15 protein-coding genes are annotated in these 15,426 nt (G+C 60.1%); 7 read left to right on the top strand and 8 right to left on the bottom strand.

Annotated features, from left to right (window positions below; genetic code table 11):
* Nucleotides 1–103: 103 nt before the first annotated feature.
* The gene (locus tag AB4N43_RS05240) at nucleotides 104–373 is read left to right on the top strand and encodes a DUF4242 domain-containing protein (protein ID WP_460153413.1); all 270 of its coding nucleotides are present in this window, start codon (nucleotides 104–106) and stop codon (nucleotides 371–373) included.
* 36 nt (nucleotides 374–409) lie between these two features.
* Nucleotides 410–1,222: a class I SAM-dependent methyltransferase gene (locus AB4N43_RS05235; protein ID WP_460153411.1), complete on the top strand. Its 813-nt coding sequence runs from the start codon at nucleotides 410–412 to the stop codon at nucleotides 1,220–1,222.
* Between the two features lie 128 nt (nucleotides 1,223–1,350).
* Here the strand turns inward: AB4N43_RS05235 and AB4N43_RS05230 are convergent, their stop codons facing one another.
* Nucleotides 1,351–1,737: a DUF488 domain-containing protein gene (locus AB4N43_RS05230; protein ID WP_027925248.1), complete on the bottom strand. Its 387-nt coding sequence runs from the start codon at nucleotides 1,735–1,737 to the stop codon at nucleotides 1,351–1,353.
* Nucleotides 1,738–1,743: 6 nt separating this feature from the next.
* Complete coding sequence (gene pcsA / locus AB4N43_RS05225) at nucleotides 1,744–2,466, bottom strand: phosphatidylcholine synthase (protein WP_027925249.1); 723 nt, start codon at nucleotides 2,464–2,466, stop codon at nucleotides 1,744–1,746.
* Between the two features lie 261 nt (nucleotides 2,467–2,727).
* On the opposite strand from pcsA, the gene AB4N43_RS05220 reads away from it, so the two are divergent.
* Complete coding sequence (locus AB4N43_RS05220; RefSeq protein WP_460153409.1) at nucleotides 2,728–3,453, top strand: tellurite resistance TerB family protein; 726 nt, start codon at nucleotides 2,728–2,730, stop codon at nucleotides 3,451–3,453.
* A gap of 134 nt (nucleotides 3,454–3,587) precedes the next feature.
* Here AB4N43_RS05220 and AB4N43_RS05215 read toward each other — a convergent pair whose 3' ends face one another.
* Nucleotides 3,588–4,022, bottom strand: a complete 435-nt coding sequence (locus tag AB4N43_RS05215) for a cupin domain-containing protein (protein WP_460153408.1) — start codon at nucleotides 4,020–4,022, stop codon at nucleotides 3,588–3,590.
* Nucleotides 4,023–4,214: 192 nt separating this feature from the next.
* Between AB4N43_RS05215 and AB4N43_RS05210 the strand changes: the two genes are divergently transcribed.
* From AB4N43_RS05210 to ligD, 3 genes are read left to right on the top strand one after another with little or no spacing between them, the layout of a single operon-like run.
* A complete protein-coding gene (locus AB4N43_RS05210; protein WP_460153406.1) occupies nucleotides 4,215–5,591 on the top strand; it encodes an iron-containing redox enzyme family protein in 1,377 nt (458 codons plus the stop codon).
* A gap of 10 nt (nucleotides 5,592–5,601) precedes the next feature.
* Nucleotides 5,602–6,597: a methyltransferase gene (locus tag AB4N43_RS05205; protein WP_194939676.1), complete on the top strand. Its 996-nt coding sequence runs from the start codon at nucleotides 5,602–5,604 to the stop codon at nucleotides 6,595–6,597.
* Nucleotides 6,594–9,173, top strand: a complete 2,580-nt coding sequence (ligD, locus tag AB4N43_RS05200; RefSeq protein ID WP_460153405.1) for a DNA ligase D — start codon at nucleotides 6,594–6,596, stop codon at nucleotides 9,171–9,173. Before AB4N43_RS05205 ends, ligD begins: the two co-directional genes overlap by 4 nt.
* 69 nt (nucleotides 9,174–9,242) lie before the next feature.
* Here the strand turns inward: ligD and AB4N43_RS05195 are convergent, their stop codons facing one another.
* The 5 genes from AB4N43_RS05195 to AB4N43_RS05175 form a co-directional block, all read right to left on the bottom strand.
* A complete protein-coding gene (locus tag AB4N43_RS05195) occupies nucleotides 9,243–9,923 on the bottom strand; it encodes a DUF3313 domain-containing protein (protein WP_027925255.1) in 681 nt (226 codons plus the stop codon).
* 50 nt (nucleotides 9,924–9,973) lie between these two features.
* Nucleotides 9,974–11,242 (bottom strand): OmpP1/FadL family transporter, encoded by a 1,269-nt coding sequence (locus tag AB4N43_RS05190; RefSeq protein WP_027925256.1) that lies wholly within the window; start codon nucleotides 11,240–11,242, stop codon nucleotides 9,974–9,976.
* A 68-nt stretch (nucleotides 11,243–11,310) separates the two neighbouring features.
* Nucleotides 11,311–12,924, bottom strand: coding sequence for an arylsulfatase (locus AB4N43_RS05185; RefSeq protein WP_027925257.1), 1,614 nt, complete (start codon nucleotides 12,922–12,924; stop codon nucleotides 11,311–11,313).
* 225 nt (nucleotides 12,925–13,149) lie between these two features.
* Nucleotides 13,150–13,608 (bottom strand): glycine zipper 2TM domain-containing protein, encoded by a 459-nt coding sequence (locus tag AB4N43_RS05180; RefSeq protein ID WP_460153402.1) that lies wholly within the window; start codon nucleotides 13,606–13,608, stop codon nucleotides 13,150–13,152.
* A gap of 39 nt (nucleotides 13,609–13,647) precedes the next feature.
* Nucleotides 13,648–14,325: a DUF3313 domain-containing protein gene (locus AB4N43_RS05175; protein ID WP_027925259.1), complete on the bottom strand. Its 678-nt coding sequence runs from the start codon at nucleotides 14,323–14,325 to the stop codon at nucleotides 13,648–13,650.
* A gap of 276 nt (nucleotides 14,326–14,601) precedes the next feature.
* Between AB4N43_RS05175 and AB4N43_RS05170 the strand changes: the two genes are divergently transcribed.
* Entirely contained in the window at nucleotides 14,602–15,420 is an 819-nt protein-coding gene (locus tag AB4N43_RS05170; protein ID WP_027925260.1) for a DUF2092 domain-containing protein, read from the top strand.
* The last annotated feature ends 6 nt before the right edge of the window (nucleotides 15,421–15,426 follow it).

Raw genomic sequence — 15,426 nt, 5'->3', positions numbered from 1 at the left:
GGTTGGCCGACGATCGGGCAGGACGCGAGCGTGCGCCGGGGTGATAGTTGACTCACAGGGCCACTACCGACCCTGTCATCAATAACAAGAATGAGAGGTTGCCATGCCTAAGTTCATCATAGAACGCGAGATCCCCGGCGCTGGAACACTGTCAGAACGTGATTTGAAAGCCGCCGCGCTAAAGTCCTGCAACGTGTTGCGCGAATTGCCAGAGGTGCAGTGGCTTCAGAGTTACGTCACCGGTGACAAACTCTACTGCGTCTACATCTCCCCCAGCGAAGCGCTCATCAAAGAACACGCGACCCGCAGTGGTTTCCCGGCCAGTCGTATTTCCCAAGTGGCAAGCATTATCGATCCCACCACGGCGGAATAGGCCGCGGTCGGTTGCTATCCGTACGGAGCAGACTTCATGAGTACACCGATTGATCTCACTGCCCTGAAAAACCGCCAGATGGCCTCCTGGGCCAGCGGCGACTACGCCATTATCGGCACCACCTTGCAGATTGTCGGCGAGCAGCTTGCCGAAGCCTGCGACCTGCTCTGTGACGAGCGGGTGCTGGACGTGGCCGCCGGCAACGGCAACGCGACACTCGCCGCGGCACGTCGAGGCTGTCACGTCACCTCGACGGACTATGTGGCCGCCTTGCTGGAGCGTGGAGAGGACCGGGCCAGGGCAGAACGCCTGGAAGTGACCTTCCAGGTAGCCGACGCCGAAGCGTTGCCATTCGAGGACGCCAGCTTCGATGCCGTGCTGTCGACCTTCGGCGTGATGTTCACGCCCGACCAGCCCAAAGCGGCCGCCGAACTGGCGCGAGTCTGCCGCCCCGGCGGGCGGATCGGCCTGGCCAACTGGACGCCGGAAGGCTTTGTCGGGCAGGTATTCAAGACCCTGGGCCGGCACCTGCCACCACCGGCGGGGGCACAGCCGCCGTCCAATTGGGGCACGGAAGCCTGGCTGCATTCACACTTTGATGAACGCAACTTCCTGGTCCAGGTGACGCGCCGCACCTTCAACTTCCGCTATCGCTCGGCGGCGCACTTCATCGACACCTTCCGCAACTGGTACGGGCCGGTCCACAAAGCCTTCGCGGCGCTACCGCCCGAGGGGGCCAAGGCCTTCGAGCAAGACCTGACCGAGCTGCTGAACCGGATGAACCGGGCGGGAGAGAAGTCGCTGGTGGTGCCCAGTGAATACCTTGAAGTAGTCATCACAAAACGCTGATTTGGCTGAGATGAAAAGTAGGAGTGAGCCTGCTTGCGATGGCGGCGGCACAGTCAACATTGATGTGGCTGACAGACCGCTTTCGCGAGCAGACTCACTCCTACAGGAAATTGTGGTGTTTTTGAGATTTACGAGAGGCTGGCGCCTCGGGCCGTCAGCAGTTCGCGCAATACCGAGCGGTGGCAGTGCGCTTCGTCTTCGCAGTAACAACCAACGGCCAATGAGGTTTGATGGGAGAGGGCGGCCAGCAGGTCCAGTAACTGGCTCGGCGCGGGGTGGTTCATTTCAGCCTTGAACTTGCGCCTGAAGGCTTCCCAGGCCTTGTCGTCGGTGGCCGCTTTGGCCTCGGCCACCAATTCCGCACTGGGCGACAGCAGCGGCTGCCACACGTCATAAAAATCCCGGCTGGCAAACTCGGCCTTCGGTACGCCACGGGGTGGGCGGCGGACCGTGCCCAGGCGCAGGCCTTCATCGGGCGTGCGCGGTGAGCCGAGGCGAACGATATGAATGGCCATGGCGGGTTACGAGTGACGCGAGCCGTCAAACCATTCCAGTGCCGTGCGCCAGATGCAAATCCCCAGAAAGTAAGCCGACATCAGCAACCAAAGCCCCATCACCATTGGGTTGATCACCGGATGATTGATCACCAGGGACAGACTGCACAGCAGCCAGATCGCCGTCACGGCGATGTTGATCGGCATGAAGCGGCGCACGCGAAACGGGTGCAGGAACTTCATCCGGGTCACGGTCAGCAAGGCCAGGCCGATGACCGTAAGCAAGGTGATCCAGGGAGACGGGGCGATGATGTACAGGCACAGCGCAACCACGTTCCACGCGGCCGGGAAGCCCTGGAAGTAATTGTCTTTGCTCTTCATGTTGACGTTGCAGAAACAGAACAGCGACGACACCAGAATCAGCGACACGGTCAGCAGCAGCGTGTAGTCCGGCAGCGGGATGTAGCGGTAGATGAACAGCGCCGGAATAAACACATACGTCAGGTAGTCGATCACCAGGTCCAGGATTGAGCCATCGAAACTGGGCAGCACCGACTGCACATTGACCTTGCGCGCCAGTGCGCCATCCAGCCCGTCGACGATCAGTGCAACGCCCAGCCACAGCAGGCAATTGGTCGGTTGGTTTTCCAGCAGCGCCAGGGTGGCGAGGAAGGCGGTTACTACGCCGGTCGCGGTAAAACCATGGGCGCCCCATGCTTTGAGCCTGGCAATGTGTACAGTCGAAATCACGGGGGCGTTCTCCAAAAAGTGAAGCTAGCCTGTTATCACCCCTTCAGGTGGAGGTGTCGGCAAACCGGGTCGGGGTGCAGGTATCGACCGGAAATTCGGGCATAAGGTTCACCGTCAGTAAATCTTAGCCAATACCCCGGAAAAAACCGGCGTATTCATTGGGGCGAGCAGGTTTGACGTCAGCCCAACGGTGGTGGCGCATTGGCAGGCGAGGTCTATCGTTGCCTGACTGGGTCACTTTCGTTTGATGAGGACGTCGTCATGAACACCAGCGATTTGCTCGAACAATTACTGCGGGCCGGCCAGGGCTCGATGACGCAGCAGGGCGGCGGTGGCGCGTCGTCGCAAGACCCGCTCGGCGGCCTCGGCGGCTTGCTGGGTGGCCTGATGGGCGGCGGGACCGGCTCAAGTGCTGGCGGTGGCGGCCTGGGCGGCTTGCTCGGTGGTTTGCTCGGCGGCGGTTCACCGATGGGCGGCTCGACCCAGACTCGCTCCGGTGGCGGCACTAACTATGCAGCGCTGGCGTCGCTGGGGATGATGGCTTTTCAGGCGTATCAGGCCTGGCAGCGCAGTCAGGCCTCGGCCCCGCAACAGGCACCGCGCACGGTGGATCTGTTGTCCGGCCCGGAAGTCGAAGATCACAGCCATGCGGTGCTGCGCGCATTGATTGCAGCGGCGAAGGCCGATGGCCGGATTGATGACGCCGAGAAGGGGATGATCAGCGCTGAAATCGGCAAACACACCGATGACCCGGACCTTCAGCAATGGCTGGATGAGGAGGTCGCCCGGCCGCTGGATGCCAACGAAGTGGCGGTGTCGGCGACTGATCCGGCGATTGCGGCGGAGATGTACCTGGCGAGTGTGATGCTGGTGAATGACCAGGGCGAGGCTGAGCGTAATTATCTGGATGAGCTGGCCGGGGCGCTGAAGATAGATCCGCAATTGCAGGTGCATCTGGAGCAGCAGGCCAAGGGTGGTGGTGCCTGACACGGGAGCACAAAAGCTGTGCTGTTCATGAGATTGCTTTCGCGAGCAGGCTCACGCCTACATTTGACCGTGTTCTATCTGAAGTACGCGGTCAGATGTAGGCGTGAGCCTGCTCGCGAAGAACGATAACGCGGTCAACCGACCAAAAACCTCACGCCATACGACTCGGCAATCTCCAGTATCCGGGGCAGGTCTTGAGGCACTTTGAGCCGATCCACCGCCGCAAAAAACTGCCCACCTCGCGGATCCGACACCACACCAATCATCTTCGCCGTCGCGCTGATGTTCTTGTAAGCATGGATCGTCCCCCCGGGAATGTGCACATACCCCCCGGCCGAAACCGTATTGGACACACCCGCCACCGTCACTTCAACCTGCCCGTCGACCACATAAAACGCCTCGTCCCACGGATGAAAGTGCGGTGGCGGGCCGCCCCCTTGCACACCTTCCTGAATGTGCATTTCAAAGGGTTTGCTCAGATCACCGCCGGCCAGAATCGTGATTTTCTCGCCGACGACATTCACCGCAGCCGGCGATGTTGCCGACTCGATGACATGAACCGTTCGCATGATTGCTCTCCGAAGAATGAACCCGCACCTGCTGAGTATATTCACTGACATGACCGTCGGAGCTGCGCCACAAGCCCGTCTGTCCGGGCAATTTCAACGCCGATTGAATTTTTTTCCGGCGTCGTCGCTCTGCTGATGTAGAGACGTGTTGCTGAACGTCCTGCCACTGGCCATAGACCGAGAGATGCGCCCATGACTGCCCTGACACGACTCCACTCCCGGCCTGCCCATGCGCAGGCAATGACTGCCGTTGGCAGCCTGAAGCAAACCTACGAGCAGTTGCTGCTGAGCGATAATGCCCAGCCTCTTGCGCGCACATTTCTGCACGCACAACTCCAGCATGCAGAGCACCTTGCGCAGGACATGCCGCAAGACCTGTCGGCCCTGCAAGGCTTCGTCGAACAACACTTTGCCGAAGTGGCCCGCCAATACGCCGAGTACCTGAAAGCCCGCAAAGCCGGAGGCGGGCGACAGTACTTCAGCAACAAGGCTCACGCCCTGTTTTTCCTGCAAGCGGTTGCCCCCACCAAACTGGTCGACGGCGCCTGGCTGTCCGGGTTGCTGCAACACTGGCGCGATCCGCGTTTCGACGGACTGATTTGCACCTATCTGGAAGAGTTGGGCGACGGCAACCCGGCGCAGAACCATGTGGTGATTTATCACAGGCTGTTGGCCGATCTGGGTTTGCAGAACAGCGGCGTCATTGCCGACGAGTATTACCTGCAAGGCGCGATTCAGCTGGCGTTGGGTGAGTGCGCCGACGAATGCCTGCCCGAGGTGATCGGCTATAACCTGGGCTATGAACAACTGCCGCTGCACCTGCTGATCAGCGCCTATGAACTCGCCGAGCTCGGCATCGATCCGTATTACTTCACGCTCCACGTGACCATCGACAACGTCAGCACCGGCCACGCGCACAAAGCCGTGCAGGCAGTATCGCAACTGATGCCGCTGGAAGGTGATCGTGACGAGTTTTTGCGGCGGGTCGCGCTGGGCTATCGGCTGAATGATCTCGGGCAGGGCAGTCGGGCGATCATCGAATCGTTCGACCTCTACCGCGAAGTGCTGAACATGCTGGAGCGCAAACGCCCGTTCGGCCAGCACATGCATTCCGACTACTGCCGATTTGAAGGCAAGACCGTCAACCAGTGGTTATCGGCGCCCGAGCAGTTGCCCGGTTTCCTCACCGCCCTGGAAAACAAGGGCTGGATCAAGCGTCACCAGGACCCACAAGCCAGCCGTTTCTGGCAGTTGATCGAGGGTGACGGCGCGGCCATGTTCGGGGTGTTCAGCCCTTATGAAAAACAGCTGCTGCACGACTGGATTGCCGGCGACTGGACACCCGAGTGCCCACCACCGGCCTATCGCCGCAGCCAACACGACGACATCGAACCGCAATTGCCGGCCAGCGATCCGGATGTCCAGAGCCTGCAGTCCGCGCTGGGAGGACGACCCGCTGCCGAACAGATGCAAGTGCTGATCCCGTGGCTGTCGGCGCAGCGCCACGCGCATCCCGCCGGTCTGCTGGCCACGCGTCGTTTTATCGAGCTCAAGTCCAGCCTTCGCTAAGGAGCCTTACATGAATCAGGAAGAACACCTGAGCGCTGCCGACCTGGCGTTACTGCAACTGGGACGCCGCTTGCAGGCTGACGGCTATCGATTCATCACACCGACACCGCTGACGCATCAGCGCGTGCTTGATCGTGCCTTCGGGCGACAGGCCCAGACCCTGCGCGATGTGTTCGGTTGGTCGCGGCCGTTCGAGCCCGGTTTGTTGTCGGCGGATGAGCAGCTTCAATTGCAACGGGCTGGCGTGCTCGAGGAAGGCAACGGTCACCTGAAAAGCCGGGTGCGCTGGTCGAGCCTGGATGACCTGCTGTTTGTGCACTCCGCCTTTCCCACCGACGCGGCGGACGCAGTGTTCTTCGGACCAGACACTTACCGGTTTGCGCAACTGATCCATGCCCATCTGCAACAGAATTTCGCCCCGATCCGGCGCGCCGTGGACATCGGCTGTGGTGCCGGGGTCGGCGCGATTGTGATTGCCCGCGCGCGCCGGGAAGCCGAAGTGCTGGCCGTGGACATCAACCCGGCGGCGCTGCGCCTGACCACGATCAATGCCGCGCTCGCCGAAGTAGCCAATGTCAGCGTCGAGACCAGCGATGTGCTGCAAGACGTCGACGGTCAGTTCGACTTGATCGTCGCCAACCCACCCTACATGGCCGACCCGGCCGAGCGCGCCTACCGACATGGCGGCGGGGCGTTCGGTGCGCAACTGTCGCTGCGCATTGTCGAGCAAGCCTTGAATCGATTGGCGCCCGGTGGTTCGCTGGTGTTGTACACCGGGGTGGCGATGATCGATGGCCACGATCCTTTCCTGCAAGCGCTGACCCCGCGCCTTGAGTCGCCGATGTTCGGCTGGACCTACCGCGAGCTCGATCCCGACGTGTTCGGTGAAGAGTTGCTGACCCCGGGCTATCAACGGGTGGAGCGGATTGCGGTGGTGGCGCTGACCGTTACGCGAGCCGGCCCCGGTATCGGAGGGATTGTTGAGTCAGCAGCAGGTGCGCCATGAACAAGAACCTCGACGACTACAACCGCATGCGCGATTTTTCGGCGACCTCTGAGCCCGCCGCGAACCAACGCCGGGGTAAAAAAGCCGCGAAAGATCACGCGCTGCAATTCTGCATTCAGAAGCATGACGCCTCACACCTGCATTACGACTTTCGCCTGGAACTCGATGGCGCCCTGAAAAGCTGGGCGGTGCCCAAAGGCCCGTCGCTCGACCCCAAGGTCAAGCGCCTGGCGGTCCACGTCGAAGACCATCCGCTGGACTACGCGACCTTCGAGGGCAGCATCCCGGAAGGCCATTACGGGGCTGGTGATGTGATCGTCTGGGACCGTGGCGTGTGGATCCCGCAGGAGGATCCGGCCAAGGCCTACGCCAAGGGCAAGCTCAAGTTCGAGCTGCAAGGCGAGAAGCTCGGCGGGCTCTGGAACCTGGTGCGCACGCACATGCCGGGCAAGCAGGAGCAGTGGTTTTTGATCAAACACCAGGACAGCGCGGCCAAACCCGAGAGTGATTACGACGTGGTCGCGGCCGAGCCCGACAGCGTGCTGAGTGACCGGACCATCGTCGCCAAAAAATCCAGGTCAGCGGCTAAACCCAAAGCCGTCAAGCAACCCGCGCGCAAGGCTGTACCCAAAGTAAAATCGGCGCCGCTCACCGGCGCCCGCAAAGCCCAACTGCCCGACCAGCTCAAACCCGAACTGGCCACGCTAGTGGAGAAGGCCCCGGACGGCGAGTGGAGTTATGAAATCAAGTTTGACGGCTACCGGATCATGGCCCGCATCAATCACGACGAGGTCAAACTGTTCACCCGCAACGGTCACGACTGGACCCACAAATTGCCCAAACAAGCCGAAGCGTTAGCGGCGCTGGGCCTCGAATCGGCCTGGCTCGACGGTGAAATGGTGGTGGCCAACGAGCAGGGCGTGCCGGACTTTCAGGCGCTGCAAAATGCCTTCGACGCCGGTGCCAGCGCCAACATCCTGTACTACCTGTTCGACCTGCCTTACCTCAACGGCGTGGACCTGCGCGAGGTGCCGGTCGAAGAACGCCGGGTGGCGCTGGCGACTGTGCTCAACGCCAATCACGACCCGTTGCTGCGCTTCTCGGATTCGTTTGGCGAAGCGCCGGAAGCCTTGCTTAACAGCGCCTGCCAGATGCAGATGGAAGGGCTGATCGGCAAACGACTGGGTTCGCCTTACGTGTCCCGGCGCAGCAGCGACTGGATCAAGCTAAAGTGCAAACACCGCCAGGAATTCGTGGTGGTCGGCTACACCGACCCGAAAGGTTCGCGCAACGCATTCGGTGCATTGCTGCTCGGCTTGCATGACCGTGACAGCGGCAAGTTGCGTTACGCTGGCAAGGTCGGCACCGGGTTCAACGAGACGACCCTCAAACGCATCTACGCGCAGCTGAAACCGTTGCTGGCGAAGAAACCGTCGGTGGTCAATCCACCGACCGGTTTCGAGGCCAAGGGTGTGCACTGGCTCAAACCCACTCTGTTGGCGGAAGTGGCCTTCGCCGAGATGACCAAGGAAGGCTCGGTGCGTCATGCAGTGTTCCATGGCCTGCGCGATGACAAACCCGCTGAGAGCATCACTGAGGAGCGCCCGAACGTGGTGACGATCCCAGAGAAAAAACCCGCCCCGGCAGCGAAAAAGAAAACCGATTCACCCGCGCCGTCGCAGATCGGCCTGGGCGCGGGCAAGGTGCGCATCACTCATCCTGACCGGGTAATCGACGCCTCCAGCGGCACCACCAAGGTGCAATTGGCTGAGTATTACGCCAGTGTCGCCGAATGGATTTTGCCCGAACTCAAGGACCGTCCCGTGGCACTGGTGCGTGCGCCGGACGGTATCGGTGGTGAACTGTTTTTCCAGAAAAACGCCGAGCGCCTGGCCATTCCGGGCATCACCACGCTGGACAAGGAACTCACCGGCCAACCGGTGATGATCATCAACAACGTCGAAGCGCTGATCGGCGCCGTGCAGATGAGCACCGTGGAACTGCACACCTGGAATGCCACCTCGGACAACCTCGACCGGCCCGACCGCTTCGTGCTCGACCTCGACCCGGACCCGGCGCTGCCGTGGAAAAGCATGGTCGAGGCGACACAGCTAACGTTGTCGGTGCTCGATGAGCTGGGATTGAAAGCGTTTCTCAAAACCAGCGGCGGCAAGGGTATCCACCTGATGGTGCCGCTGACCCGCAAGCTCGGTTGGGACGAGGTGAAGGACTTCAGCCATGCGATTGTCAGCCACATGGCCAAGCTCTTGCCGGAACGGTTTTCCGCGGTGTCGGGGCCGAAGAACCGGGTAGGGCGGATCTTCATCGATTACCTGCGCAACGGTCTGGGCGCCACCACCATTTGCGCTTACGCAGCGCGCACCCGAGAAGGGTTGCCGGTGTCGGTGCCGATCTTTCGCGAGGAGGTGGCTGAACTCAAGGGCGGCAATCAGTGGAACGTGCACAACGTGCATGAGCGCCTGGCCGAAGTGGGCGATGAGCCATGGGCGGACCTCAGGAAAACCCGGCAGACGATTACGGCCGAGATGCGACGGCGGGTGGGGATGAAAAAATAATCGGCGTTTGAAATGCCAGCGCCCCTTTAATGGGGCGCTGGTCGTTTCTCTTTGTTCCTTGATAAACGGTTATTTTTTATTGATGAACGCCCACAAGTCGGAGTTCAGCTTGTCGATGGCCACTTTGAAATCCTTGGCAGTGACTTTCTGGCTTTCGTTTTCCAGTGTGGTGCCAAAGACCTTGCGCACAACCCGGCCTACGGTCTGATTGGTATTGGCGTCGACAAACTCAGCCTCGATGTACAGCTCGGTGTCCTGGTCACGGTGACCGGTCGCCGCCTGTGTCGCGCCGACGACGGCAGCGATTGGAACGACTTCATACCACTTCATGCCTTCGTTCGAGGCGCTGACCCCGGTGATGGCTGCGCGCAGGATCAAGGTCCTGGAACCGGCCGGTGCCGACGTCGAGTTGCTCACAATCCGGTATTTAGTGCCCAGCGTGGCTTTGGCCTTGCTGGTCATGTAGTTCTGGATGTCGGTCAGCGTCTGCTGATTCACCCGTTCATTGGGTTTCGGCGCCGGATAGAGTTCCAGCTTGTTGAACGCCACGGTGTCATACGCATTCGGATTCCACGACGGGCTCACCCAGCGCATCGCCGTGCCACCGCTTGGTGTTTCGACTTCTTTCAGGTTGTTGTAACTGGACAGGTAGCCGGAGTACTGCTCCTTCTCTGTGACTTTTGAAGTACAACCGCTTAGCAACACGCCGGTCAGTGCAGCACCGATGAACAGGTTTCGGGACAGATTCATAGTGGTGTTTACTCCATGGTTTGAGTCATTTTTTTTTCATTAACTACACATCAAAAACGCCAAGTCATGTTCCCGGTCAGCGCTTGTATCCAGGCGTTGTCGAATTGACCGGAAATTCGATTGCCCGAAACGGTTTTGGTCTGCTCGACGGGCATGTCACCCAGCCAGACCATGGCCCAACTGACATTGACGTCGGTGTCTTTGTTAAGAGCATAGGTGGCTCCTGTCGCAATGCGCCAGCTTTCGTTCATTGGCACGATGACGCTGCGATTGCTGTCGGAAACGGCACTGCTGTCGTACGCCACGCCGACGTTCCACAACCATTGTTCGGTGGCCTGGTATTGCGCGCCAAGGGAGAGGTGCCAGGTGTCCTTGAAGCCGGCATCGACCGTTTTTGATTGCGCCCCCGCTGCCGTGGTGTCGACCTGTACGCCGATGTCACCGAACTCCGACCAGTCCTGCCAGTTGGCCGAGGCCAGCAAGGCCCATTGCCGATCCAGTTGTTGATACAGGCTCAAGGTGACAGTTTGCGGCACCGTTATGTCGAGTTTGGTATTGGTGTTGTTGATGCGATCCAGCAAACGACCATCGCCTTTCACATCCAGTCGGTCTTCGAAATCCAGGTCTACCTTGCTGGTGTAGGTCAGGCCAATGCGCGTGCCGGCTTGCGGGGCATAGATCACCCCCACGTTAGCGCCGTAACCCCAGGTGCCGTCCTTGTATTTGTACTGGCCGTCCGCGCGGTCGGTGAGACCCAAGGGGGAGCGGTCGATGGCGGTGTCCGCCTGCAACATGCCGTACATGGCCTTGACGCCCACACCGACCGACCATTGCTCGTTGAAGCGATACGCCACGCTGGGCACCAGGGACAAACCCAGCAGGCTGGAGTTTTGCGCGAAGTAGCGGCCGGACCAGTCGTTGTCGTAATTGACCGCCAGACCGAAATCGCCGTACTGGCCGAAACCGACGCTCCAGTGATCGTCGAGTTCATGGGTGATAAAGAAGCTGCCGCCAGGAATCGGGTCGAGGGCATTGCCACTGCCGCTGCCGGGGGTATTGGTGCCGGAATCTCGATCGAAGGACAGGTCACCGTAAAGCACTTGCAAACCGCCCGTGATCTGCGTGCCCGGCAAGTAACTCATGCCCGCCGGGTTACTGGCGATGGTCGAGGGGCCTTGAGCGCGGGCGGCGGCGCCGGCGTTGGCCAGGCCGGTGTTATCCGTGCCGATTTCGTAGAGCATGATGCCCCCGGCCCAGGCTTGCTGGCAGCACAGCGCAAGGAGGGTGAAAGTGGGTAAAGCAACTGTTCTTGTTGTCATGGATTTCCCCCAGCATTATTCCCTTCGAACAAGGGTAGCTGACGCCAGCCACCCTTGGATTCGGCTGCTTACTTGCCCATGGCTGCCCGGGCCGCTTCGATCTTGGCTTTGACCGAGTCGAGGTTGAAGCTCGCGCCTTTTTGCATCGGCGGGAACTCGATGGCGGTCTCAGCCAGTTTGGCCACCTGTTGCTGGACAAACACAAAACGCCAGAACTGGAACTTGAACCAGTCAAAGTATTGCGTCGAACCTTGCGCAGCCCCATTGTTCGCCCACCCCATGCGCTCAAACGGGTCGAGTCGCAGGTTGGTCAGGTACGGCACGTCCACCGCCACTTTTGCTCCCAGCCATGCACTCGGCTGGTCAATGAAACGATATTTGTAGTCATCAATGCGCACTGCACCGAGGGTGCTCTCTCCAAAGTAGAAGATTTCATGCCGGTTGGACGGACCTTTGCCGGTAATCATCGGCGTCTGGTCGTAACCGTCGAGGTGCACCTTGTAGGTGGTATCGCCCAGTTGTTTGCCCTTGAGCAGTTCTGCGGTGATGTTCGGGTTGCCCGCCGCCGCGACCAGGGTCGGGAACCAGTCCATGCCCGAGATGATGCCGTTGGCGACCTGGTTGGCCGGCACTTTGCCCGGCCAGCGGATAATGGCCGGTACCCGGAAACCGCCTTCCATCACCGTGCCTTTACCCATCGCAAACGGGGTGGTGCCACCGTCCGGCCAGGTGAAGTTTTCCGCACCATTGTCCGTGGTGAAGACCACGATGGTGTTGTCATCCAGCCCGTCTTTTTTCAGCTTGGCCATGACATCGCCGACGACGTCATCGAGCTGAGCCATGCCGGCTTCCTGTTCCGACCAGCCGTTTTCTGCATTGCGCATGCCTTCGTACTTGTCGGAAAGGTGGGTAACGATGTGCATGCGGGTCGGGTTCAACCAGACGAAAAACGGTTTGTTGTCCTGCTTGGCCTTGTCGATGAAGCTGAAGGTCTTGTCACGAATTTCTTCGTCGACGGTTTTCATCCGCTCCGGATACAACGTGCCGGCGTCTTCGATTTTCTGTTTGCCGACCTTGCCCCAGCGCGGCATCACGGTGGGGTCATCGGTGGTGGTGGCCCAACTGTGGACCATGTTGCGTGGTCCGACCTTGTCCAGCAGCTCCTGCGGATAGTTGGGGTGCGCCGGGTCTTCCATGGCGTCGAGGTGATAGAGGTAACCGAAGAACTCGTCGAAGCCGTGGACGGTCGGCAGGAATTCGTTCAAGTCGCCCAGGTGGTTCTTGCCGAACTGGCCGGTGGCATAACCCATGGCTTTCAGGGTGGTAGCAATGGTCACGGCTTCGGCGGGAATACCGATGGGCGAACCGGCCTGGCCGACGGTGGTCATGCCGGTACGGATCGGCAGTTCACCGGTGATGAAGTTGGCGCGCCCGGCCGTGCAACTGGCCTCGGCGTAATAATCGGTAAAGCGCATGCCCTCATTGGCGAGCTGGTCCAGATTGGGTGTACGACCGGCCATCATCCCTTGGTTGTAGACGCCGATGTTGGACCAACCGATGTCGTCGCCCATGATCACCAGAATGTTGGGTGGCTTATCGGCGGCGTGAGACATGCCGGCAATAGACATCGCAGACAACAGTAGAGGCACGGCGAGTACGGAGGATAATTTTTTCCGGTTCATGTCGAGTTCCTGTGCAGGGCGTTAGCACTCGGAGAGAAGCCCCCCGGCCTCACTGAAATATTGGATCCCCCGCGAACAGCGTAGGTAAGGATCGTGAAATATCCAGAAACGGACATGCGAAAACAGGCCAGGCCGGCACACCAATGCGATTTATTCGGCAATGAGTTGATGTGCGTCATCACATTGCACCTTGGGCACCAGCCTGTTCGAGTTCAGCCGGGAAGGTTAACTGCCTTGCGGCACCACCCGGGCATCATTGCCTGAGCCTTCGATGTAAACGTTCATGCCTTTACCCAGGGCGGGATTGATCGGCTGGGTCACCGATACCAGCACGCCACTTTTGACGCGCACGATGATCTGCTGCGCCTCTACGGGTTGATCGTACTTTTTCTTCTCGGCGTAGTTACCGCCAACCGCACCGGCGAGCGCGCCGGCAACCATGGCGACATCGCGACCGGTGCCACGCCCGATCAGGCTGCCGATGCCCAGCCCGCCCAGGCCACCGAGCACAGCGCCAACACCGCTGTCGTGATTGGTCTGCATCTGTGTGAGGGTTATCTGCTCGATCTTTCCTGAGCGAATCTCCATCTCACCGGCACCACCACCGTTTGATCCAACGGCGGCACAGGCACTGATCAACACCATCGCTAACGTGACAGTCATCCAGGACAGGACAGTTTTCATGCTTCGATCCTCGTTATCAGGAGTGGTTTGGAACAGGACTCAACTGCTAATGAACGCCCGCAGATCGGCATTCAGTTTGTCGATCGCGTCTTTAAAGTCCTTGGCGGTGATTTTCTGGCTCTCGTTTTCCAGTTGGCTACCGAATACCTTGCGCACCACTTTGACCATGGTCTGATTGGTTCTGGCGTCAATGAACTCGGCTTCGATGAACAGGTTGGTGTCTTGATCCCGGTGGCCGGTGGCGGCCTGTGTCGCGCCGATAACGGCCGCGATCGGCATCACCTCGTACCACTTCATGCCTTCGTTCGAAGTGCTGACGCCCGTGATTGCCGCACGCAGGATCAGCGGATGCGACCCGGCCGGCGCGGCGGCCGCGCTGGACGCTCTGCGGTACTTCTGGCCCAACACGCTTTTGGCCTTGCTGGACATGTAGTTCTGCAAGTCGGTCAGTGTTTGCTGATTGACCTGCTCATTGGGTTTCGGCGCGGGATAAAACTCCAGCGTCCTGAACGCGATGGTGTCGTACGCATTCGGGTTCCACGACGGGCTCACCCAGCGCATCGCCGTTCCACCGCTGGGCGTCTCCACTTCCTGCAGGTTGTTGTAGTTCGACAGGTAGCCGGAGTACTGCGTCGTCTCGGTGACTTTCGAGGTGCAGCCGCCGAGCAGGAGCCCGGCCAATGCGGTGCAAAGGAGCAGGTTGCGGGACAGATTCATGGGGGTGCGTGCTCCATCGATGAAGCCCAATGTTCGGTCGTGACACAGCCGGCCAGCGCCCACCGGCTCTCGAAATCCAGAAACCTCTGCGGAGAGCGTAGGTAGCAATTGCCAAATATCCAGCATTTGCTTTCTTCGCTGATTGTTTACGTTCGTTTCGGCCCGCTATTTTTTCGATGGAATGGCGGATGCCATAAAACTGGGCTTTGCTGATAGGCGACGTCACCTCCGTCACCAGGCGTTCAACGCCTGACCTCTCTCTGCGGAGAACATCCGATGCCCACCCGCCAACAGCCTGTTCGCTGGCTCTCGATCAGCGTTGTCATCGCGGCGTTCACGACCCCGTTGTATGCCGGCCAGACACCCGCCGTCGATGCGCCGACGGCGCAGTTGGAGCCCAAAGCGCTGGATGTTCTCAAGGCCATGAGCGCCCGGCTGACCAGCACTCAGGGCCTGAGTTTCAAAGCCGTGACCACCTACGAAAAGCCCAGCCGGCTGGGGCCGGCCCTGGCCTACAGCACGGTGGCGCTGGTCAATGAACAGCGCCCGGATCGCCTGCGTGTCTTGACTTCGGGCGACGGTCCGGCCACCGAGTTTTATTACGACGGCAAGCAAGCCTATGCCTATGAGCGAAAAGACAACCTGCTTGCACAAGTCGATGCGCCGCCGACCATCGATGCGACGCTGGAGGCTGCGTATAAGCGCGCCGCCATCTATTTTCCGTTTACCGACGTGATCGTCGCTGATCCGTATAAAGACTTGTCCAGGGACATGCGTGTGGCGTTTTACGTCGGCCAGTCCACGGTGGTCGGCGATACCACCACCGATGTGATTGCCTACACCAGCGACACGGTGTTCGTCCAAGCCTGGATCGGTACCGAGGACAAGCTCCCGCGCCGGTTGCGGGCAGAGTTTCTCGATGACCCGAGCCGATCCCGGCATCAGGTCGATTTCAGTGACTGGAAGCTCAGTTCGGCGATGCCTGCGACGTTCTTCAAGCCCGACCAGATCGAATCGGCGCACCGTATCAAGTTTGCCCCGCCACCCAGCCTTCGTGCCCCACAAGGCGTTAAAGAGCCGGTCACAAAACCCTGAACGAGG

This window comes from Pseudomonas sp. S2_B07 (assembly GCF_054668435.1).
This window is presented reverse-complemented; position numbering and strand designations above follow the sequence as displayed.